The organism is Oryzomicrobium sp. (assembly GCF_036820405.1).
GTDB lineage: Bacteria > Pseudomonadota > Gammaproteobacteria > Burkholderiales > Rhodocyclaceae > Oryzomicrobium.
The window spans coordinates 73678-90580 of record NZ_DAISLS010000008.1 but is presented as its reverse complement, the minus strand read 5'-3'; the positions used below and the strand labels follow the sequence as shown (position 1 = coordinate 90580).

The 16903-nt window shown below is 69.6% G+C and carries 11 protein-coding genes; 7 read left to right on the top strand and 4 right to left on the bottom strand.

Annotated elements, in window-relative coordinates:
* Nucleotides 1-6 precede the first annotated feature (6 nt).
* From V7Z98_RS09085 to V7Z98_RS09060, 6 genes are all read left to right on the top strand, one after another.
* Nucleotides 7-1083, top strand: a complete 1077-nt coding sequence (locus tag V7Z98_RS09085; protein WP_334157723.1) for a branched-chain amino acid ABC transporter permease — start codon at nt 7-9, stop codon at nt 1081-1083.
* A gap of 120 nt (nt 1084-1203) precedes the next feature.
* Nucleotides 1204-2526 carry an ABC transporter substrate-binding protein gene (locus tag V7Z98_RS09080; protein ID WP_334157722.1) on the top strand — a complete coding sequence of 441 codons (1323 nt, stop codon included), beginning with the start codon at nt 1204-1206 and terminating at the stop codon, nt 2524-2526.
* Between the two features lie 70 nt (nt 2527-2596).
* On the top strand, nt 2597-3427 hold the full coding sequence (locus V7Z98_RS09075) for an ABC transporter ATP-binding protein (RefSeq protein ID WP_293263492.1): 831 nt from the start codon (nt 2597-2599) through the stop codon (nt 3425-3427).
* Nucleotides 3428-3587: 160 nt separating this feature from the next.
* On the top strand, nt 3588-4820 hold the full coding sequence (locus tag V7Z98_RS09070; RefSeq protein ID WP_334157721.1) for a phenylacetate--CoA ligase family protein: 1233 nt from the start codon (nt 3588-3590) through the stop codon (nt 4818-4820).
* A gap of 94 nt (nt 4821-4914) precedes the next feature.
* The gene (locus V7Z98_RS09065) at nt 4915-6117 is read left to right on the top strand and encodes a CaiB/BaiF CoA transferase family protein (RefSeq protein ID WP_334157720.1); all 1203 of its coding nucleotides are present in this window, start codon (nt 4915-4917) and stop codon (nt 6115-6117) included.
* 405 nt (nt 6118-6522) lie between these two features.
* Nucleotides 6523-7422 carry an AEC family transporter gene (locus tag V7Z98_RS09060; RefSeq protein ID WP_334157719.1) on the top strand — a complete coding sequence of 300 codons (900 nt, stop codon included), beginning with the start codon at nt 6523-6525 and terminating at the stop codon, nt 7420-7422.
* A gap of 186 nt (nt 7423-7608) precedes the next feature.
* Here V7Z98_RS09060 and V7Z98_RS09055 read toward each other — a convergent pair whose 3' ends face one another.
* On the bottom strand, nt 7609-8139 hold the full coding sequence (locus tag V7Z98_RS09055) for a PhaM family polyhydroxyalkanoate granule multifunctional regulatory protein (RefSeq protein ID WP_293263488.1): 531 nt from the start codon (nt 8137-8139) through the stop codon (nt 7609-7611).
* Nucleotides 8140-8267: 128 nt separating this feature from the next.
* Here V7Z98_RS09055 and V7Z98_RS09050 point away from each other — a divergent pair, with 128 nt between their 5' ends.
* On the top strand, nt 8268-8918 hold the full coding sequence (locus V7Z98_RS09050; protein WP_293263487.1) for a response regulator transcription factor: 651 nt from the start codon (nt 8268-8270) through the stop codon (nt 8916-8918).
* A gap of 70 nt (nt 8919-8988) precedes the next feature.
* On the opposite strand, the gene V7Z98_RS09045 is transcribed toward V7Z98_RS09050, so the two are convergent.
* The 3 genes from V7Z98_RS09045 to V7Z98_RS09035 all read right to left on the bottom strand — a co-directional run bounded on the left by V7Z98_RS09045 (nt 8989) and on the right by V7Z98_RS09035 (nt 16896).
* A complete protein-coding gene (locus V7Z98_RS09045; RefSeq protein ID WP_334157718.1) occupies nt 8989-9867 on the bottom strand; it encodes a class I SAM-dependent methyltransferase in 879 nt (292 codons plus the stop codon).
* 216 nt (nt 9868-10083) lie between these two features.
* Entirely contained in the window at nt 10084-13710 is a 3627-nt protein-coding gene (locus V7Z98_RS09040) for an indolepyruvate ferredoxin oxidoreductase family protein (RefSeq protein WP_334157717.1), read from the bottom strand.
* A 258-nt stretch (nt 13711-13968) separates the two neighbouring features.
* On the bottom strand, nt 13969-16896 hold the full coding sequence (locus tag V7Z98_RS09035; RefSeq protein ID WP_334157716.1) for a bifunctional diguanylate cyclase/phosphodiesterase: 2928 nt from the start codon (nt 16894-16896) through the stop codon (nt 13969-13971).
* Between the last annotated feature and the right edge of the window lie 7 nt (nt 16897-16903).

Below are 16903 nucleotides of genomic sequence, written 5' to 3'. Positions count from 1 at the left end.
CAACCCATGTTTTATCGTGAAGCCGGTCAGTTCAAGACGAGCTACGGGGCCGACCAGCAGATTCTGCCCATCCGCCAGGACCGCATCGGCATGGCCGTGCTGCTGGCCGTGGCCTTCCTCGGGGTGCCGATGTTCGCCAGCGAATACTGGTTCTCGGCCATCCTCATTCCCTTCCTGATCTTCGCCCTGGCGGCCCTGGGGCTGAACATCCTGACCGGCTACGCCGGCCAGCTGTCCCTGGGCTCCGCCGCCTTCATGGCGGTGGGCGCCTACGCCGCCTACAACTTCCAGCTGCGCATCGAGGGCATTCCGATCCTGGTGTCCTTCCTGCTCGGCGGCGTCGTCGCCGCCGGGGTGGGCATCCTGTTCGGCTTGCCGTCCCTGCGCATCAAGGGCTTCTACCTGGCGGTGGCGACCCTGGCGGCCCAGTTCTTCATCGTCTGGTGCCTGACCAAGTTCCCCTGGCTGTCCAACAACTCCTCCTCCGGTGTGATCTCGGCGCAGAAGATCATCATCTTCGGCCACGAATTCAACTCGCCCCAGGACAAGTACCTGCTGGTGCTGGGCATCGTCGTGGTGCTGGCCCTGGCCGCCAAGAACCTGGTGCGCGGCAACGTCGGCCGCTCCTGGATGGCGGTGCGCGACATGGACGTGGCCGCCGAGGTGATCGGCTTTCGCATCATGCGCACCAAGCTCACCGCCTTCGCCGTCAGTTCCTTCTACTGTGGCGTGGCCGGCGCCCTGTACGCCTTCTGCTACCTGGGCTCGGTGGAGCCGGACGGCTTCTCCCTGGAGCTGTCGTTCAAGATCCTGTTCATGATCATCATCGGCGGGGTGGGCAGCATCCTCGGTAGCTTCGTCGGCGCAGCCTTCATCCTGCTGCTGCCGGTGCTGCTCGACGTGCTGCTGCCGGCCCTGTCCGAAACCCTGAGCCTGCCGGTGGATGGGGCGTCCATCTCCCACATCCAGACGATGATCTTCGGCGCGCTCATCATGTTCTTCCTGATCGTCGAGCCGCACGGGCTGGCCCGTCTGTGGCAGATCGCCAAGGAGAAACTGCGGCTGTGGCCTTTCCCCCACTGATACGGCTTCGCTTCAACCGGCCGGCGTCGCACCGCCGCGTTGGCCGGCCGAAAGCGAATCCGTATCGAAGGGGCGGCCCCTCCGCCGTGTAGTTCCATACCAACGAAGAGGAGACACATCATGTTCAAGCAATTCAAATCCGTTGCCTGCGCCGCTGCCGTGGCCGCCGTGTTTGCTGCTCCCGGCGCTGCTATGGCCGACGACCAGTTCTTCCCCATCCCCTCCTACCGCGTCGGCCCCTACGGCGCCAACGGCGAGGCTTTCTACGGCGGGTTCATCGACTACCTGAACTACGTCAACATGAAGAACGGCGGGATCAACGGGGTGAAGATCACCTGGGAAGAGTGCGAAACCGAGTACAACAACGCCAAGGGCGTCGAGTGCTACGAGCGCCTCAAGTCCAAGGCCAAGGTTTCTGCCGGTCCGATCCACACCATGTCCACCGGCATCTCCTACGCCCTGGTGGACAAGTCCGCCCAGGACAAGCTGCCCCTGGCGATGATGGGTTACGGCCGTACCGATGCGGTGGACGGCTCGGTCTTTCCCTACGCCTTCCCCCTGATCACCACCTACCAGATGCAGGCTTCGGCCATCGTCAAGTTCCTCAAGGACAAGGAAAAGGGCAGCCTGGACGGCAAGAAGATCGTCTTCCTGTACCACGACTCCGCCTACGGCAAGGAGCCGATCGTCGCCCTGGAGGCCGAGAGCCGCCTGAACAAGTTCAACCTGGTGCAGATCCCCGTGGCCCACCCGGGCAACGAGCAGGGCGCCCAGTGGCTCAAGATCCGCCAGGAAAAGCCCGACTACGTGATCTTCTGGGGCTGGGGCGTGATGAACCAGACCGCCCTGAAGGCCGCCCAGAAGGTGGGCTACCCCCGCGACAAGATCGTCGGCTCCTGGTGGGCCGGCTCCGAGGAGGACACCGTGCCCGCCGGCGACGCCGCCAAGGGCTACATGTCCGCCACCTGGAACGTGGCCGGCAAGAGCGTGCCCCTCATCGCCGACATCGAGAAGGTGGTCTATGCCGGCGGCCACGGCAACCTGAAGGACAAGTCCAAGCTCGGCACCATCCTCTACAACCGCGGCGTATCCGCCGCCGTGGTGTCGGTGGAGGCCATCTACAAGGCCCAGGAAAAGTACGGCAAGGGCAAGTCCATGAGCGGCGAGCAGGTGCGCTGGGGTCTTGAGAACCTCAACGTCACCGACGCCCGCATCAAGACCCTGGGCGCCACCGGCCTGCTGCCCGAGGTGAAGACCTCCTGCAGCAACCACGAGGGTTCCGGCAAGGTGAAGATCCAGCAGTGGGACGGCGCCAAGTGGGTACCCGTGTCCGACTGGATCGAGGGCAACAAGTCCCTGATCCACCCGCTGTTCGAAGCCTCGGCCAAGCAGTACGCCAAGGAAAAGGGCATCACCCCGCGCGACTGCTCCAAGGAAAAGTAAGCCGCGAGGAAAGCGGCGCGGCGCCCCCGGGCGCCGCGCCCGCCCCGCCACCTGTGAAACGGGACGACACATGACCGCACACATTGCCGCAGTACCCGGTGCCGACTACCTGAGCATCAACAACATCGAGGTCATCTACGACCACGTGATCCTGGTGTTGAAGGGGGTTTCCCTGACCGTGCCCAAGGGCAAGATCGTCGCTCTGCTCGGCGCCAACGGCGCGGGCAAGACCACCACCCTGAAGGCCATCTCCAACCTGCTGCGCGCCGAACGGGGCGACGTCACCAAGGGCAGCGTCGAATTCAAGGGCTCCCGGGTGGACCAGCTGACGCCTTCCGACCTGGTGCGCCAGGGCGTCATCCAGGTGATGGAAGGGCGCCACTGCTTCGGCCACCTGACCATCGAGGAGAACCTCCTCACCGGGGCCTACACCCAGTCCATTTCCCGGGGCCAGCTCAACGAGAGCCTGGAGAAGGTCTACCACTACTTCCCGCGCCTCAAGACCCGGCGCAAGTCCCAGGCCGGCTACACCTCCGGCGGCGAGCAGCAGATGTGCGCTATCGGCCGGGCGCTGATGGCCAGCCCGGAAATGATCCTGCTCGATGAGCCCTCCATGGGCCTGGCGCCCCAGATCGTCGAGGAGATCTTCGAGATCGTGAAGGACCTCAACGCCCGGGAAAACGTCAGCTTCCTGCTCGCCGAGCAGAACACCATGGTGGCCCTGCGCTACGCCGACTTCGGCTACATCCTCGAATCGGGGCGCATCGTCATGGAAGGCGCCGCCGAAGAGCTGCGCAGCAACGAGGACGTCAAGGAGTTCTATCTGGGCCTGTCCTCCGCCGGGCGCAAGAGCTTCCGCGACGTCAAGCACTACCGCCGGCGCAAGCGCTGGCTTTCCTGATCCCCTCCCGCGGCACGGCGCAGCGCCCCGGGTCCGGCAGCGGCCGGCCCGTGGCTCCCCTGTTGCCGCCGGAGCGGACCCGGTTCGCCGCGAAAGCCGTCGCCAGACCCCGCATCCCCCAACCAGCACCGGCCCAACCCTTTCGTTTCGCGAGGCTGCCATGCCCCACTACGACTCTCTCGAAACCCGCGACCTCGCCGAGCGGGAGCGTTCCCTGTTCGACCGCCTGCCACGCCAGGTGGCCCATGCCAAGGCCCACGCCCCCTATTTCGCCGAGATCCTGGCCGACATCGACCCGGCCGATATCCACAACCGGGCGGCCCTGGCCGCCCTGCCGGTGATCCACAAGTCCGACCTGATCGAGCGGCAGAAGGCGGCCCCGCCCTTTGGCGGCCTGGCCGCCACGCCGCTTGGCAACCTGCGCCACGTCTATTGCTCCCCCGGGCCGATCCTGGAGCCGGAAGGCAAGGGCCAGGACCCCTGGCGCATGGCCCGGGCCCTCTACGCCGCCGGCTTTCGCCCCGGCGACCTGGTGCACAACTGCTTTTCCTTTCACTTCACCCCGGGGGCCTTCATCTTCGCCGGCGGCATCGCCCGCCTGGGCTGTCCGATGTTCCCCGCCGGGGTGGGGCAGACCGACCAGCAGGTCGAGGCCATCACCCTGATGCGCCCGGCCGGCTACGTCGGCACCCCGTCCTTCCTCAAGATCATTGCCGACAAGGCCGACGAGCAGGGCGCCGACATCTCCAGCCTGAAGACGGCCCTGGTGTCCGGCGAGGCCCTGCTGCCGGCGGTGCGCAAGAGCTTCCAGGAGCGGGGATTGCAGGTGTTGCAGTGCTACGCCACCGCCGACCTGGGGCTGATCGCCTACGAGACCCCGGCCATGGAAGGCATGGTCATCGACGAAGACATCATCGTCGAGATCGTCCGCCCCGGCACCGGCGACCCGGTGGCCGAAGGGGAGGTGGGCGAGGTGGTGGTGACCACCTTCAACCCGGACTACCCGCTGATCCGCTTCGCCACCGGCGACCTGTCGGCGGTGCTGCCCGGCGTCTCTCCCTGCGGCCGCACCAACACCCGCATCAAGGGCTGGATGGGCCGCGCCGATCAGACCACCAAGATCAAGGGCATGTTCGTCCATCCCTCCCAGGTGGCGGCCCTGGTCAAGCGCCACCCCGAGGTGCGCCGCGCCCGCATCGTGGTGGACAACGCCACGGGGCAGGACAACATGGTGGTGCATTGCGAGGTCGACAGCCGGCCCGACGGCCTGGCCGAAGCCCTGGTGGGCAGCGTGCGCGACATCACCAAGCTGCGCGGCGAGGTCGTCCTGGCCGCCCCCGGCGCCTTGCCCAACGACGGCAAGGTGATCGAGGACGCCCGCAAGTACGACTGATCCCGCTCCGCCCTTCCATGCCTTTCCGCAACCCCGGGCCCGTCATCGCTGCGGTCCCGGGGTTTTTCATCCGGCCCTGCCTGGAGTCGCTGCCGTGACCCGCCCTTCCTCCCCCACATCATCCGCCGCCGCCCCGCTGCACGGTGTGCGCGTCCTCGACCTGACCCGGCTGCTGCCCGGCCCCCTGGCCACCCGCCACCTGGCCGACCTGGGGGCCGAGATCGTCAAGATCGAGGACACTGGCGCCGGCGACTACGCCCGGGAAATGGGCCCGCCGCCTCCTGGCTTGCGCGATGCCGACAGCCGCTTCTTCCGCGCCCTCAACCGGGGCAAGCGCGCCCTGCGCCTGGACCTCAAGCATCCCCTGGGCAAGGCCGTGCTGCGCCGCCTGGCCGAATCCGCCGACGTGCTGGTGGAAAGCTTCCGCCCCGGAGTGATGGACCGCCTCGGCCTGGGCTACGAGGCGCTCAAGGCTGTCAATCCGCGCCTGGTCTATTGCGCCATCACCGGCTACGGCCAGGACGGCCCCTGGCGCGACCTGGCCGGCCACGACCTCAACTACCTGGCGGTGAGCGGCGTGTTGGAGCGCACCGCCAGCACCGGCGCCGTCCAGCCCGCCATTCCCAGCCTGCAAATCGGCGACCTGCTCGGCGGCGCCCTGCCGGCCGCCCTGTCCATCGTCGCCGCCCTCTACGGCGCCCGGCAGAGCGGCCAGGGGCGGATGCTCGACGTGGCCATGGCCGAGGTGGTGCTCACCCACCACATGACCCCCCTGCTCGCCGAGGCCGGCGCCGCCGCGCCCCGGGGCGAGGAAATGCTCACCGGCGGGCTGCCCTGGTACGGCGTCTACGCCACCCAGGACGGCCGCCACCTGGCGGTGGGCGCCCTGGAAGCCAAGTTCTGGGCGGCCTTCTGCGCCACCGTGGAGCGGCCCGAGTGGGCCGGCCAGCAGCATCTGGACGGGACCGAGCGCGACGCCCTGCGCGCCGCGGTGGCCGACCTGATCGCCAGCCGCCCCTTGGCCCACTGGGCCGAACGCTTTGCCACGGTGGACGCCTGCGTCACCCCGGTGCTGACCCCGGAGGAAGCCCTGCACCTGCCCCAGTTCCAGGCCCGGGGGCTGGCCGGGGACGAGCTGCGCAGCGGCGCCGCCGCCTCCCCCTTCGTCATGGACGGGATGCGCCTGACCGCCGGAGGGGAACCGCCGGCCCCGGGCCAGGACAGCCGGGCCATCCTGCTCGACGCCGGCTTCGCCATGGACGAGGTGGACGGCCTGCTGGCCCAGGGCATCCTTTAGGACGCCGGTCGGCGGTAGGACGCCAGAGGTTGGCGGTCGCTCAGTGCCGGATTACCCGCCCGGCCGGGCGATATATTAAAAATATTCAAGTATCCGGTCGGGAGGAAATCAAAGGTCCGCGCCAGTCGCTGAGTTCGGCGGCTGGCGCTTCACGACACTTGAAGAAAATTAATGGATCGGTGCGGCGCCACGCCTGCATGGCGCCGCCGGTCCGGCAGCACAGGCCCGGGCCGCCGGACCGGCTGCCACCGCTTGTCACCGCTTGTCACCGCCACCACAGGCCCGCACCGTCAGCCGGGCGGATGCCCCCCGTGGTGCGCCGACCTGGCCGAACGCCGCGCCCATGGCCGATCTCCGTCCATCGGCCGGTGTGTCCCCGGGACGCGCATTGCGTAGAATCGCCCCATGTCCGCCGCTCTCCTGCTCCTTCCCGATTTCGCCCTGATCCTGCTCGGCTACGGCCTGCGCCGCCACTTGCACCTGGGCGACCACTTCTGGACCGGCCTGGAAAAGGTCGTCTACTACGTCCTCTTCCCCGCCCTGCTGGTCAACGCGGTGATGAAGACCCCCCTGGACCTGGGGGCCGCCGCGCCCCTGGTGCTCACCGCCTACCTGGCGATGGGGGTGGGGATGGTGCTGGGCGCCCTGGTGCGGCCGGTGTTCCGCCCGACGCCGATGGTGTTCGCCTCGGTCTTCCAGTGCAGCTTCCGCTTCAACACCTACGTGGCCCTGGCCAGCGCCGGGCTGCTGTTCGGCGCCCCGGGCATCGCCACCATGGCCTTGGTCACCGGCTGCGCCGTGCCCCTGGCCAACACCGTGGCGGTGTGGATGCTGGCCCGCCACGCCGAGGCCAACGTGTGGCGCGAGATCGCCCGCAACCCCCTGATCTGGGCCACCCTGGCCGGCCTGGCCCTCAACTTGCTGGGTTTCGTCCCGCCCAAGCCCTTGCAGGTCTTCCTCGGCCGCCTGGGGGACGCCTCAGTGGCCCTGGGCCTGATGGCGGTGGGGGCGGCGCTGCGCTTTCGCGGCGGCACGCCCCTGCGCGGCGCCGGCGTCTACCTGGTGGCGGTCAAACTGTTCGCCCTGCCTGTGGCCGCCCTGCTGCTCGGCCGGGCCCTGGGCCTGGACGGCCTCAACCTGCAAGTGGCGGTGCTGTTCGCCGCCCTGCCCACCGCCTCGTCGGCCTACATCTTGGCCATGCGCATGGGCGGTGACGGCCAGAGCGTGGCCTGGCTGATTTCCGCCACCACCGTGGCCTCCATGTTCACCATGCCCCTGTGGGCCGGCTGGCTGGCGGGGAGCTGAGGGGAGTACGGCGGACGCCGTCGTCCGCCGTCCGCCGTCGTTGTCGACCTCCGCCGTGTCATGTGCCATGCCCGGCAGCGGCCTGAGGCGTTGGCCTGGGCGCCGGCGGGTATCGGTTCCGCCAAAGCAAAAGCCCGGGCACGCCCGGGCTTTCGTCATTGCGCAGGTGCCGCCGTGGCGGCGGATTCAGCCGGCCTTGCCGCCTCCGGACTTGCTGCCCGCCTTGGCGGCAGGCTTGCGCGGCGCCGCCTTCTTGGCGCTGGCGGCCTGGGCCGGTTTGGCGGCGGCGGGCTCGGCCGGGGCCGGCTCGTTGGCGAAGTGCTGTTCCAGGTGGTCCTGGACCTGGGCCTGCATCTGGCTCATCAGGTTGAGGGGCCACAGGGCGGCCTGGGTCGCGGCGGCGGTGAAGGCCTGGGCGGCCTCGCCGCCGGCGCCGTTCTCGCCGGTGGACTGGGGTGTGTTGGCCTTGGCCATGGTGCCCATGGCGCGCACTGCGCCCAGGGTGGAGTGCTGCATTTCCAGGCCCTGGATGGTCAGTTGCAGCATCGACAGGTTCATGCGCAGCCAGCCTTCGACCGCCTTGAGGTCCTTGATGCGTTTTTCCAGTTCGTCCACATCCAGGGTCGGTGCGACCATGCCGGGCAGGGAGAAGCCGAGCTGCCCCCACATGTTGCGCATGAACTCCATGGGATCCGAAGCGGAGATGGGGTCTGACATGATGACGGGCCTCCTCTGTGATGGGAATTGTCATATTAACCCAACCATTACGGGGCCGAGCATGGGGTGTGCGAGGTGATACAATCGCGGCCAGCCGAACGTCATGAATAGGCCGTCCCGGGGGAACCATGCTCAAGTTGCTCGTCATCGAAGACCACGCTCTCGTCCGTGAAGGACTGGCCAATGTGGTGCGCCAGCTCGACGACGAAGTGAAGGTTTTGGAGGCCGGCGAATGCGTGCTCGGCATGTCCCTGGTCGAGTCCAACCCTGACCTGGACTTGGTGCTGCTCGACCTGGCCCTGCCCGGGGTCGAGGGCCTGAGCTGCCTGACCATGTTCCGCGATCGCTTCCCGGCCCTGCCGGTGGTGATCGTCTCGGCCTACGACGACACCCACACCGTCACCCGGGCGCTCAAGGTCGGCGCTTCCGGCTTCGTGCCCAAGTCCTATTCTTCCGAGGCCCTGCTGGCCGCCCTGCGCCTGGTGCTCGAAGGCCAGATCTTCACCCCCAGCCGCCCGCCGGTGCAGCGCGGCCAGGTGGACGTGCCCCCCGGCCAGGTGGGCAAGGATGCCTCGCCGGCCGACTACGGCCTCACCGAACGCCAGGCCGAGGTCCTCGGCCTGATGGCCCGGGGCAAGTCGAACCGGGACATCGCCCAGATCCTCGGCCTCTCCGAGGGCACGGTGAAGATTCACATCACCGCCATCTTCAAGGCCCTGGGCGTCTCCAGCCGCACCCAGGCCCTGGTTACCGCCAGCCGCTACGGCATCCGCCTGTAGGCCAGACCGTCGCTGCACAATGAAAAAGGGGGCCGAGGCCCCCTTTTCTTATTGCATGCCGCCGGCCCGCTCAGGCGGGGGCCACCCGGTACACGAACAGCTGCCGGCTGCCGTCGGCCACCACGATCTCTTCGTCCGGGGCCACGTCCGGCACGGCAAAACTGTTCGATACCAGGAGCCCGCCCGGGGGCAGCTCCGCCCGCGCCTTGTCCCACAGGGCCGGCATGGGGGCGGGGGAGAGAAAGGCGTACACCGCGTCGTAGTCGCCTAGGGCGGCATCCCACAGGCTGCCATAGCGCCAGTCCACCCGGGTGCGGGGCGACAGGGTGCGGCGCAGGCGGCCGGCGAACCAGGTCAGGGGCGCGTTCTCGATGCCGGTCAGGCGCAGGTCCGGGCGTAGCCGGGCCAGGGGAAAGACCACGCTGCCGATGCCGGCTCCCAGGTCCACCACCCGGGCGCCTTGCGGCAGACGCTCGGCCAGGGCGTGCACCGTCGCCCGGTTGGACAGGAACAGGGGCACTTGGCCGGTGAGGGCGCCGCGATAGACGAGCAGCAGCAGGATGGCGGCGAGCAGGAACCAGCCCGGGTCGATGCCCAGGTGGGCCACGCTCCAGGCCAGGGGAAAGAACACGGCGTGGATGGCTTTCCACCACCAGGGCTGGCGGGTCAGTACCGCCAGGACGAAGGCGGTGGCGCCAATGGCCAGGGCGATGCCGCCCCAGGGCCAGGGCGTGCTCCCCAGGCCGAAGGCGGGCACGGCGATGCACAGCACGAGGAAGATGGCGCCGCCCTGGAGCGCCAGCTGGCGGCGCGGCGTCGGGTAGGGGGCGGCCTCGGCGGAGGCGCCGTCGGCGATTTCGGCAGTTTCGACAGCGTCGGGGGCGTCAGGCGACGCAGAGGCGTCGGACGTAGCGGGCGCGTCGGCGGGGGGCAGGGGAGGGGCGGACATGGGGGGCGATTGTACCCGGGCCGCTTGGCGGACCGTGCGTGCCCCGTCGGCGGAGAAGGCGGAAGCCGGGCGGCGCTACCCGGTGTGCTCTGCCGATGGGCGATCCCACATCCGCAGGGCCGGTCACGACACCGCCCGACGCTTTCGCCCGACAATCCGGCGGACGATGCGGGCCCGGGCTCCCCGGCGCCGGCCGGGGAGCCCGTTGCGGCGGGGTCAGGCCGCCACCACCCGCACCGGCACCGGCCGGCCGGTCCGGGATTGGGGCTGGGCCGGCGCCGTCAGGGCGGCCCGCAGCCGGACCCGCTCCTCGGCCACCGGCCTGGCGCTGGCGGCGCGCACCGCGCCGTAGCCGCGGATTTTTTCCGGCAGGCGCGCCAGGGCCAGAGCCGCGGCCTGGGCGCTTTCTCGGGTGCTTTCCCAGGACGATTCCCGCGCCTCCGCCGCGCCGTCGCCCCGTGCACCGGCCAGCCGCTCCAGGATCAGTTCCACGTCGGCCTCGTAGTCGGCCAGCTGCTGCCGTTCCTGGCGCCGGTCCTCGCTGCGGGCGAAGACGTCGAAGGCGGTGCCGCGCAGAAAGCGCAGCCGGGCCAGGACGTGCAGCGCCGGCCAGATCCACGGGCCGTAGCGGTGCTTGCGGGTCTTGCCGGTGATCGGGTCGGGCTTGGCCCACAGGGGCGGAGCCAGGTAGGCATGCACCTGGTAGTCCTTGCCCGGTACCCCCTCGAACACTTCCTGGAGGCGCTCGGTGAAGGTGCCGTCGGTGTACAGCCGGGCCACTTCGTACTCGTCCTTGATCGCCAGCACCTTGAAGTAGTAGCGGGCCACCGCCTCGCTCAGGGCGCTGCCGCCCAGGGGCCCTTCGAGGGCGCGCACCCGTTCCACCAGGCGACGGTAGCGCTCGGCGTAGGCGGCGTTCTGGTAGGCGGTGAGGAAGGCGGCGCGGCTTTGCACCAAGTCGTCCAGAGACTGGGACGGATGCAGGTGCACCACCTCCGGCGGCTCGGCGATGCGCTGCACCGCCGCCAGGTCGGTGGCGGCGCGGCGGCCCCACAGGAAGGCGGACAGGTTCTTGTCCACCGTAGTGGCGTTCAACTCGATGGCCCGGCGCAGGGACGGCAGCGTCAGGGGGATCAGGCCCTTCTGCCAGGCGTAGCCGAGCAGGAACATGTTGGTGTATAGGGCGTCCCCCATCAGGGCCGTGGCCAGCTTCTGGGCGTCGAGGAACCAGACGTTGTCCTCGCCCACCGTGTCTTCCAGGCGCCGGTCGAGCTTTTCCGTGGGGGGCTGCCAGTCCGGGTCGAGCAGGAAGTCGGACGTGGGCGTCTCGGCCACGTTGGCCACCACCCGGGTGGTGCCCTTGAGCATCTTGGCCAGGGCCTCGCTGCCGGCGGTGACGATCAGGTCGCCGCCCAGCACCGCATCCGCCTCGCCGGTGGCGATGCGGGTGGCGTGGATGTCCTCGGGCCGGTCGGCGATGCGGATGTGGGAGAAGACGGCGCCGAACTTTTGCGCCAGCCCGGTCATGTCGAGCACCGAGATGCCCTTGCCGTCCAGGTGGGCGGCGATGCCGATCAGGGCGCCCAGGGTCACCACCCCGGTGCCGCCGACGCCGGTCACCAGCAGGTTGAAGGGCCGGGTGGTGTCCGGCAGCGTCGGCTGGGGCGGCTCGGGGAAAGGGGCTTCGGTGCCGGCCACGGCGCGGCCCTTCTTCAAGGTGCCGCCTTCCACGGTGACGAACGAGGGGCAGAAGCCGCGCAGGCAGGAAAAGTCCTTGTTGCAGGCGGACTGGTCGATGGCCCGCTTGCGGCCGAAGTCGGTGTCCACCGGCACCACCGCCATGCAGTTCGATTCCCGGGAGCAGTCGCCGCAACCTTCGCACACCAGCTCGTTGATGAAGGCGCGCTTGGGCGGGTCGATCATCTTGCCCCGCTTGCGCCGGCGGCGCTTCTCGGTGGCGCAGGTCTGGTCGTAGATGAGAATCGAGGGGGCCGGATACTCGCGCAGTTCGCGCTGGATCGCATCCAGCTCGTCCCGGTGGCGCACCGGGATCGGTTGCCCGCCCGGGGTGGCCAGGTCGGTGACACCGTCGTACTTCTCCGGCTCGTCGGTGACGATGACCATCTTGGCGATGCCCTCGGCCTCCAGCTGGCGGGTCAGCTGGGGCACGGTCAGGGTGCCGTCGAGGGGCTGGCCGCCGGTCATGGCCACCGCGTCGTTGTAGAGGATCTTGTAGGTGATCGGCACCTTGGCTGCCACCGCCTGGCGGATCGCCAGAATCCCGGAGTGGAAGTAGGTGCCGTCGCCCAGGTTGGCGAAGATGTGCTTCTCGTTGGTGAAGGGCGCCTGGCCGACCCAGGGCACGCCCTCGCCGCCCATGTGGGTGAAGGTGGTGGTGGGCCGGTCGGTCATCCAGGTGGCCATGTAGTGGCAGCCGATGCCGGCCACGGCGCGGGAGCCCTCGGGCACCTTGGTCGAGGTGTTGTGCGGGCAGCCGGAGCAGAAGGTGGGCTTGCGCTCGGCCAGCACCAGGGGAGTTTCCAGGGATTTCTGCTTGGCCTCGATCAGCTTCAGCCGCGCCTCGATCACCGGTGAGGTGAAGAAGCGCTCGATGCGCTGGGCGATCACCTGGGCGATGCGCGCCACCGACAGCTCGCCGGCCGCCGGCAGCAGCCATTCGCCGTGGTCCACGATGCCGTTGGCCTTGGGAATCTGGGCCCATTCGCCCTTTTCGTCGAACTTGCCGACGATGCGCGGGCGCACGTCTTCGCGCCAGTTGTACAGCTCCTCCTTGAGCTGGTATTCGAGCATCTGGCGCTTTTCTTCCACCACCAGAATCTCTTCCAGCCCTTCGGCGAAGCGCCGCACCCCGTCGGACTCCAGGGGCCAGACCATGGCCACCTTGAACACGCGCAGGCCGATCTGGGCCGCCAGTTCGGCGTCGATGCCCAGTTCGTCGAGAGCTTGCATCACGTCCAGGTAGGACTTGCCGGCCGTGAGGATGCCCAGGCGCGGCGCCGGGGAGTCGAGCACCACCCGGTTGAGCTTGTTGGCGCGCACGTAGGCCAGGGCGGCGTAGAGCTTCTGCTGGGTGAGGCGGGCTTCCTGGAGCAGGGGCGGGTCGGGCCAGCGGATGTTGAGGCCGCCCTCGGGCAGGGCGAAGTCGGTGGGCAGGCGGATGTCCACGCCGAGCGGGTCCACGTTCACCGAGGCCGAGGTCTCCACCGTGTCGGCCAGGGCCTTGAAGGCCACCCAGCAGCCCGAGTAGCGGCTCATGGCCCAGCCGTGCAGGCCCAGCTCCAGGTACTCCTGGACGTTGGCCGGGTAGAGCACCGGCATCATCACCGCCTTGAACAGGTGTTCGGTCTGGTGCGGCAGGGTCGATGACTTGGCGGCGTGGTCGTCGCCGGCCACCACCAGCACCCCGCCGTAGCGGGAGCTGCCGGCGGCGTTGGCGTGGCGGAACACGTCGCCGCAGCGGTCCACCCCGGGCCCCTTGCCGTACCACATGCCGAACACCCCGTCGTAGCGGGCCCCCGGGCTCAGGCCGACCTGCTGGCTGCCCCACACCGCGGTGGCGGCCAGGTCCTCGTTGATGCCGGGCTGAAAGACGACGTGGTGCCGTTCCAGGTGGGGGCGGGCCTTCCACAGGGTCAGGTCGAGGGCGCCCAGGGGGCTGCCCCGGTAGCCGGAGATGAAACCGGCGGTGTTGAGCCCGGCGGCCTCGTCGCGCAGCCGCTGCAACATGGGCAGGCGGACCAGGGCCTGGATGCCGGTCAAGTAGATCCGGCCGGACGTGGCGGTGTATTTGTCCTCGAGGGTGAAGGACGAGAGATCGCTCATGGGTGTCTCCTCCGGTGATCCGTCCCGTGAGCGACGGGCGGCGGGGGTTAGCGATTCGGTCGGGGCCTTGTGGGCCCCGCCGGCCATTGTGTGGATGCCGCGGGTGTGCGGCGGGGATCACTTTATTGGACTTCGCCGGCGCCGTAACGTTGCGTCGCAGCAGGGGGAGACGGGGAGGGGACTTATGGGTAGAACTTCGCGCCGGTCGCGGCCCGGGATGGGGGGGCGGCAGGAGCCGCTGGAAACGCCCCGGCGGGGTCAGGGCGCGGTGGTGCGGGCGGCCGGTCGGCGGGCGGCGAGCAGGGTGGCGAAGTCGGCCGACGGCATGGGGCGCCCGTACAGGTAGCCCTGCACCTCGTCGCAGCCGTGCAGGCGCAGGAAATCGCCCTGGGCGGGGGTCTCCACCCCCTCGGCGATCACCGCCAGGCCCAGAGCCTTGGCCAGCTGGATGATGGCGATGACGATCACGTCGCTGCCGCCGGGATTGGCCAGGTCGCGGACGAAGGACTGGTCGATCTTCAGCTTGTCGAGGGGGAAGCGGCGCAGGTAGGCCAGGCTCGAATAGCCGGTGCCGAAATCGTCGATGGAGAGGCGGATGCCCTGGGCGGCGAGGCGACGCATGGTGGCCTCGGCCCGGGCCGCGTCCTCGGCGACGATGCTCTCGGTCAGTTCCAGTTCCAGGTTGGCGGCGGCCATGCCGGCGTCGGCCAGGATGCCGCCCACTTCCTCGGGCAGTCCCTGGGACTGGAACTGGGCGGCGGAGAGGTTCACCGCCAGGGGCGGCGGCATCAGGTCGGCGTCGCTCCAGGTGCGCCATTGGCGGCAGGCCTGGCGCAGCACCCAGTTGCCCAGGGGCAGGATCAGGCCGGTTTCCTCGGCCAGGGGAATGAAGCGGGCCGGCGAGATCGGGCCGTGGTCCGGGTGGGTCCAGCGCGCCAGCACCTCGGCCCCCACCAGGCGGCCGTCGTCCAGGTCGAACTGGGGCTGGAAGTGCAGGTGCAGGGCGTCGTGCTCCAGGGCGTCGCGCAGGTCCATCTCCAGGGCCAGCTGCTCGGCGATGCGGGCGTTCATGGCCGCCTCGTAAAAGCGGTAGCCGTTGCGGCCGGCGTTCTTGGCGGCGAGCAGGGCGGCGTCGGCGTTGCGCACCAGGTCGCTGTAGGCGTCGGCGTCCAGGGGGTAGAGGCTGATGCCCTGGCTGATCGACACCCGCAGGGTGTGGCCGTCCAGGGCGATGGGGGTGCGCAGAGCCTGTTGCAGCTTGCCGGCGATGTGAGCGGCGTCGTCGGCGTCGGTGTCGGGCAGGAGCAGGGCGAACTCGTCGCCTCCCAGGCGGGCCAGGGTGTCCGCCGAGCGGATCTGGGCTTCCAGGCGCTGGGCCACTTCCTGGAGCAGCCGGTCGCCCAGGTTGTGGCCCAGGGTGTCGTTGATTGCCTGGAAACGGTCCAGGTCCAGGTAGACGAGGGCCACCTGGCTGCCGGAACGGTGGGCCAGGTCCAGCACCAGGCTGGCCCGGTCCGCCAGCAGGCTGCGGTTGGGCAGGCCGGTGAGGGGGTCGTGGCCCGCCAGGTAGTCGATGCGCGCCTCGGCCGCCTTGCGCTCGCTGATGTCGCGCACTACGGCGTGGAGGAAGGTCTCGCCCTCGATGGCCAGGGCCCGGGCGCTGACTTCCACCGGGAAGGGCGTGCCGTCACGGCGCTGGTGCACCGTTTCGTAGAGCAGGTGGTGCTCGCGCCACAGCCGGTCGAGCACCCCGGTCAGTTCCGGGCGGGTCTGCTCGGTGCGCAGGTCGCTCAGGTTGAGGGTGAGGAACTCTTCGCGGCTGCGGCCGTAGGCGGCCAGGGCCCGGTCGTTGCATTCCACCAGGCGGCCCTGGCTGTCGGCCAGGTAAATGATGTCGTTGGCGTGTTTGGAGAGCAGGTCGTAGTGCTTGCGCAGGGCTTCCTGTTGCAGGCGCTGGCGCTCCTGCGCGGTATGGTGGCGGGCCAGCAGGCTGCGCCAGGAGGCGATGCCGACCAGGGCGGCGGCGAGCAGCAGGGAGGCCAGTACCAGCCCGGTGATGCGCCCGACCAGGGTGAGGTGGGCGAACGCCTCGCCGATGTCGATCTTGGTGATGAGCAGCCAGGGGGTGTCGGGGATCAGGCTGCCGACGCCGATCACCGGCACGCGGCGGTAGTCGAGGGCCCGCTGGGGGCCGGTGGCGCCCAGGAGCAGCCGGACGGCGAGCAGCCAGTCGTCCTTGAGCGAGTGGCGCAAGCGCAGGGCGGTGTCGTGGCTGAGGCGGGTGTCGCCCAGATAGACCATGTCGTCGCCGTCGTCGCGCCGCACCAGCAAGGTCTCCGCCGAGCGGCTGGGGGTGGGCCATTGGCGCAGCACCGGGTACAGATCCCGTTCGGGATTGATTTCCAGCTGGAGAATGGCCAGGGGCCGGCCGTCGGTGGCGGCGATGGGCAGCGACAGGTCCAGGGCGATGCGCCGGGTCGTGCCACTGCCGCGGTAGTGGAAGTCGGTCAGCGCCGCACGGTGCCGGTTCAGGCCGGGAAGGCCGGCCGGCAGATCGTCGGGGCCTGGGGGTTCGCTGCCGGTGCTGGCCAGCAGGGTTCGGCCGTCTGGAGCGAACAGGTGGATTTCCTGGTAGCCCAGGGTGTCGCGCAGCATTCGCAGGGTGTCGTCCACCGCCTGGCGGGGGCCGCCAGGGGTGTGGCGCCAGCGCTCCAGGGCGGCGACGAACAAAGGGTTGAGGGCGATGCTCTGGGCGTCGCGCTGCCGCTCGTCGAGCCAGCGGACGAGCTGGCTGGTCTTGAGCTGGGCCACCGCCTCCAGGTCCCGGGCCACGGTATCGTCGATGGCCTGCTCGGCGGTGCGGTAGACGCTGAAGGCCAGCCCGCCCAGGGCGGCGGCGAACACCAGGTAGTAGAGCACCGGGCGCCACAGTTGCTGGGGCGGCAGGGGCGCCCCCTCGTCGCGCCGGACCAACTGATGGCGGACCAGCCGGTAGAGGAGCAGGGAGGTGAGCAGGACGAAGGCGCCGCCCTTGAGGCTTTGCCAGCCGCCGCTGGCGGTCGGGGGGGCGAAGAGGTCCACCACATAGTCCGACAATGCGATCCAGGCCAGGGCCGCCAACGCATAACCCACCGCGACCTGGAGGGCGGCCGGGTGGAGGATCGGCTGGAGGCGGGTGGGCTTCACGGCGGTG

Excerpts from the sequence above, each read along its gene's own strand:
- V7Z98_RS09055 (WP_293263488.1), bottom strand. The coding sequence starts at position 8,139 with ATGTCAGACCCCATCTCCGCTTCGGATCCCATGGAGTTCATGCGCAAC.
- V7Z98_RS09085 (WP_334157723.1), top strand. The coding sequence starts at position 7 with ATGTTTTATCGTGAAGCCGGTCAGTTCAAGACGAGCTACGGGGCCGAC.
- V7Z98_RS09060 (WP_334157719.1), top strand. The coding sequence starts at position 6,523 with ATGTCCGCCGCTCTCCTGCTCCTTCCCGATTTCGCCCTGATCCTGCTC.
- V7Z98_RS09075 (WP_293263492.1), top strand. The coding sequence starts at position 2,597 with ATGACCGCACACATTGCCGCAGTACCCGGTGCCGACTACCTGAGCATC.
- V7Z98_RS09070 (WP_334157721.1), top strand. The coding sequence starts at position 3,588 with ATGCCCCACTACGACTCTCTCGAAACCCGCGACCTCGCCGAGCGGGAG.
- V7Z98_RS09045 (WP_334157718.1), bottom strand. The coding sequence starts at position 9,867 with ATGTCCGCCCCTCCCCTGCCCCCCGCCGACGCGCCCGCTACGTCCGAC.
- V7Z98_RS09050 (WP_293263487.1), top strand. The coding sequence starts at position 8,268 with ATGCTCAAGTTGCTCGTCATCGAAGACCACGCTCTCGTCCGTGAAGGA.
- V7Z98_RS09040 (WP_334157717.1), bottom strand. The coding sequence starts at position 13,710 with ATGAGCGATCTCTCGTCCTTCACCCTCGAGGACAAATACACCGCCACG.
- V7Z98_RS09080 (WP_334157722.1), top strand. The coding sequence starts at position 1,204 with ATGTTCAAGCAATTCAAATCCGTTGCCTGCGCCGCTGCCGTGGCCGCC.